At 41.0% G+C, this 4840-nt stretch carries 5 protein-coding genes; 1 reads left to right on the plus strand and 4 read right to left on the minus strand.

From position 1 onward, the window contains the following. Nucleotides 1-102: 102 nt before the first annotated feature. Nucleotides 103-1335, minus strand: coding sequence for a hypothetical protein (locus HZC31_06280; protein MBI5002968.1), 1233 nt, complete (start codon nucleotides 1333-1335; stop codon nucleotides 103-105). 73 nt (nucleotides 1336-1408) lie between these two features. On the opposite strand from HZC31_06280, the gene HZC31_06285 reads away from it, so the two are divergent. After that, entirely contained in the window at nucleotides 1409-2080 is a 672-nt protein-coding gene (locus HZC31_06285) for a hypothetical protein (GenBank protein MBI5002969.1), read from the plus strand. On the opposite strand, the gene HZC31_06290 is transcribed toward HZC31_06285, so the two are convergent. From HZC31_06290 to HZC31_06300, 3 genes are all read right to left on the minus strand, one after another. Beyond that, nucleotides 2077-3450: a hypothetical protein gene (locus HZC31_06290; protein ID MBI5002970.1), complete on the minus strand. Its 1374-nt coding sequence runs from the start codon at nucleotides 3448-3450 to the stop codon at nucleotides 2077-2079. The genes HZC31_06285 and HZC31_06290 overlap by 4 nt on opposite strands. Before the next feature lie 32 nt (nucleotides 3451-3482). Further along, the gene (locus tag HZC31_06295; protein ID MBI5002971.1) at nucleotides 3483-3887 is read right to left on the minus strand and encodes a DUF371 domain-containing protein; all 405 of its coding nucleotides are present in this window, start codon (nucleotides 3885-3887) and stop codon (nucleotides 3483-3485) included. A gap of 339 nt (nucleotides 3888-4226) precedes the next feature. Continuing rightward, nucleotides 4227-4643, minus strand: coding sequence for a hypothetical protein (locus tag HZC31_06300; GenBank protein MBI5002972.1), 417 nt, complete (start codon nucleotides 4641-4643; stop codon nucleotides 4227-4229). Nucleotides 4644-4840: the final 197 nt, after the last annotated feature.

The following is a 4840-nucleotide window of genomic DNA, read 5'->3' on the forward strand; positions in this document are numbered from 1 at the left end:
AACGTACACATAGTTGGTTCAACCGATTTAGAGGGTTATTGATTCGTTGGTCTAAAAGACCAGATGCTTACATAGGATTATTGCATCTCGCATGTGGAATAATTACATGGAGGTCAATCTAATGGGATAGGCTCTAAGAATTGCTTCTGCTTTTGCGGCAATCACATTGCGCCATGCGACAATAACAACTCCTTCTTCATCATTCACTTTGTTATCTTCTGAACGATAGGTTGCAGCAAGTGCTTGTCCACCAATGAGATCGTGCCCTGATCTATAGACGCAATCATGCATAAGTACAGGAACAAAAGGAACTTCCGCGCGAATCGCGGGGGTATAAGGAATGCTTTTTTCAAGCGCAGCAGTATCAAGGAATTTTGCAACAAACGGACTAAGATTGCGACATTCCTCTGTTTCAATACTCAAGGTTCCAGCCATTGCCATTTTCATGGTAAAAGGATCATCATAGGTGGATTCAAAAGAAAGCGCGAAGAAGAATGGAACAGGTGTTTCCACTTTATACGCGCGAACGCGAGCGCGATCTGTTGGTGAATAAACCAATTCTGAATCGAGTGTTCCATTCGCCATATCTTGTGCACGAAGAAATTCAATGACAGAATGAAGACCATGAGCTGGTGCGTGATCCAAACGAAGTTCAAGCTCTTGAAACTTTTGGATTGCATCATCAACAAAGGAATGCATCAGACCAAGTTCTATTCCATACATTTCTGTAAACGGAATTGCGACGAGATTTCCATTATCCATATCAACAACAGTATAATGAGACTTTAGAGCAGAATCTGCACGAATAGAAGCAAGAAGGTTATCTTGTTCAGAACCATTCATCGCAGCAGGGTAAAATCCTCTGGATTCTGGGAGTGTTGCATTAACAATCGGATCAAATAATCGTGCTTCAAGTGTCGGAAGATGAATTGTTCCTCCAGAGACTTCTGCATCAACAAGATGCGATCCAGAAGAAACAAGCAAATCATATCCTGAGCGAAGATCTTCAGGAGTAAAATCGGGTTCAAGTTTTTCTCTACTATAATGGTCGTATTGTCCACCAGCTCTTTTTGTTGCATCAAGAAAACGACTGAATTGTGGCGCACCAAGATGTTGCATTTCTTCAAGTATGGTCACTATCTCAAAACTACTCGGATCATACTGCCCGCAAAAAATAGTATCACCAATCTCCATTGCTGTTTGAAGAAGACCTAATGCAGCAACAAATATTTCTTCATGTCCTGGCGCATAACGTTTCGCTTCTGTTTCAATCAACTCTCTTGTAGGAACATCCACATAATGATATTGTCTTAAAACATGATCAACTGTCTTCATAACTGAGTGAATTCAGGAGTTCTATAAAAAGCTAACGAAAAGATTAATATACCTCAAAACAAATAAAACAGTTATGTCAAAGCAGAAAAATAAACAAACAGACTATACTGAAAAATTCCTCTTCGCGCTGTCCTATTTTCTTCGCCTTATAATAGTCATCGAAGCAGTGGCTGCCGCGTGGAATAGAAATCTTGAAATCCTTTTTATTGCGGTGGGAATTCTTGTCCTAACATTTATTCCCGCGTTAATCGCGAGAAATTACAAACTAAATATTCCCATAGAATTTGAAGCGCTTGTTGTTTTGTTCATCTCATTCTCATTATTTTTCGGAGAAGTACACCAGTTCTACGCAAGATTTTGGTGGTGGGACATCTTCCTCCACAGCCTTTCAGGACTTCTCCTCGGATTCGCTGGCTTTCTCGCGTTATACATCATGTATACGGAGCATAAGATTAAAACATCGCCAAAGCTTGCTATGTTTTTCTCATTTTGTGTTGCGGTCGCGATAGGCGCGTTATGGGAAATTGTGGAGTTTATTTTAGATGGCTCGTTAGGCTGGAATATGCAAAGCTCTGGATTAGTGGATACGATGTGGGATTTAATTGTTGATAGTATAGGGGCAATCATTATCTCATGGAGTGGATACTTTTATCTGAAAAGAAAAAACCAAGTTCCATTCTTTGAGCGCTGGATAAAAAAGTTTATAGAAAAAAATCCGCGATTGTTTAGAAAGAGAAAACGCTAAACCAATGCGGGCTGCGCAACACGCAAACCAGTTTCTGAAAGTCCTTTAAGGTAAAACGCCGAATCGCTATGGAAACGCTGTCCCAATTCCCTAAACGCGAATGCTGCGCGGAGCATCATGACACGATTCTCATCAAGGGATTTTATGTATGAAGAGTCTCCACGAACACTGGTGTCAAAGAAACGACTTAAAAGACCATCAAAGGGATGCTCGCCAACAGGAGTAATGCCATTATATCCTCCACGTTTTTTATAATCAAGATGTTCTTTATAGACTTGATACGCAAGCGCGGGGGTAAGTTGTCCTGGACGACCTCCACAATGATAGGTGCATAAATGATTGATCACTTCTTGCGCGGTATCTACAATAACTTCAGAAAGAGGGATTGCGGTGATCACAGGATCACGAACATTTTTGCGGTGAAGCGACCATAACCGTTCCGCCTGCCGAACAGTCGTTGCCTTGTATAATGTTTTCATCCAGTGAGAACCCTTGAGTTCTTCTTTCGCGGTGTCTGGATGATGTTCAGACCTGCCAAGATATGCAGTCTTACGAGTAAGGCGCTGCACTCGCGATCTCTCTTCACTTTCAAATGCAGCAATAATGACATCATCAGTGATTTCATCATTACGAAGCAGCGCGGCTTCAGGAGAACAAAGATCCATGGGATTCGCTGTCGCGTCCGCGTATTTAACGCGCATGCAATGAAGTTGATTTGATCGTGAAAGACGCGGATGTACTGGAGCAAAAATCTTTCCCACATATTCATAATAAAGCTGCCCCTCGCGCTTCGTAAGGGAGGTTGTTTGAGAAGAAGTAGCATCTCGTATGTGTCTCGCTTTCTGTGGTCTATATCCTATGTCGCGAAGTGTTGTATAACGCGTGCTTTGTACATCACGAAGGATTTCAGTAATAAAAACTTCTTCTGTTCGTTCGTCTCCTCTTTTTTGCGCAATTTTCAAGAGTTCTTCAGGAATGTCATGGTCAAAAGCAGTAAGGAATGTTTGAAGATCAGTGCATCCTGCGCTGAGAAGAATGTGAAAAAGAAGCATAGGATGCCGAAAATAAGGACCACCTATTTTTCTGGAAGGAACGGGCTTGTAAAATTGTATGGCGTCATATATGGAACGAACAAGCGTATCCTTGAAAAATTGATCAAAATTGTCAGGAGCAGGGGAATAATCATCAACAACATTATCAACATACGCGGCGAGTTCTCCAGCAATAACTGAAAAAGGTTCTTCTTCCACAGTGCGAATAAGGTCTTCGAGATCAGTCTGAAGGCTACATTGTTCTTCAAGAAAAAGTTGTCGCTGAAGCGCGCGTTCCTCAGGATCGACTAAAAGCCTCCTTGTGAGTCTGTTTGACATAAAAGGAAGTAACCATAGTGCGTTTATAAAATTTAATCCCTTTTCTGTGGTAAAGGAGTGATGCTTATGATCAGCACAGCGTCAGGATTCTTCATCTTCTCCACAATCCTTCTGTCAATATCCTTCGCCACTTTATCAGCCTTGATCGCGAATGTCCGACGATCCACAAAATCAGTGCGGCGAATCACCATTTCATGAGGATCTTGAAACAAAGGATTATATTCCGCGATAATTTCGTCAGAAATGCCATCAATCTCCATAACAATCTTCAGTTTGCCATGCACATGCGCGTCGCGAATATTTTCGATAGAATAATCAGCAGAAACAGCGAGAATGCAATCTCCACGAAGCGTTAATTCTTTGTCGTGGGTAAATTCAACAGTATTTCTGTGAAGAGAAAGCACATTCTTGTGACCGCGAGCAGTGAATTGTATCATAAAAAGAGAACAAACATGTCTTGTTTAAAATATTTCCTATCAATTAGTTTAGATGAATAAGAAATATAAAATTCAAAACAATAAAAGAGACGCTCGACTAACGCTCGCGTCTCTGCACAAGCGCTCTCACAGGAAGCGTTCGAGCGCTTGTGTGTTTATACAACAACACAAAGCCAACAACATGGCCAGACGAAGCTAACCATGTTCCTATACCTGAACGAAGTGAAGGCTAGGGTCATGGTTAGCGGAGTAGGACATACTAACAAAGTGAGTATGGCCGTCTGTGCCAATGTTGTTGTTGGCTTTGTAAAAAATAGAAAAAAGTATCAATAAAATCAATCAAACCCAATCTTCAGCAGATCCAGTTTCCGTAACAGTTGAACCATCAGAGAGTGTCAGAGTCACAGTAAAAGCGAGCTGTGTATTTTGATCTTCATAATCTCCAAGTTCATCGCATGCGATAAGAACGTCATAAACTCCTTCATCATCAGAAGTGATGTCATCTGCTTCGCTGCTGCAGTAAACTTCTTCATCAGGCAATTCAAGAATAATACTATCAAGGGAAACAACATCCGAAGAAGTAGTTTCAAATTGCATGACCACAGTATCTGTCGTTAAACTAATAGCGGTGCAGTCAATATAATCAGCAGTATCCGCGTCGCAGAAATTGAGAACAATTTCTCCTTGTTCAAGTGTTGCTGTGCACGACGCGATAAAAAATAATAAACAAACAATGAGTATAGGAACGTATTTCATAAGTGAACCTCTTCCACCATTTTCTTGTATTTCCACTATAAATACCTTTCTGTTTGTAGACATTGTCATCTCTTCGTCATCTGCATTTTTGCTCTCCATCTTATGAGATCAAGAAGCTTGTTCTGTCCTAAATGGAGATCAATCTCTGCTGCTTCAGCAGGAGTTTTCCCTTTGAGTTGTTGATGTGGATTAACAAA

This window comes from Candidatus Woesearchaeota archaeon, from assembly GCA_016214075.1.
Taxonomy (GTDB): Archaea; Nanobdellota; Nanobdellia; order Woesearchaeales; family DSVV01; genus JACRPI01.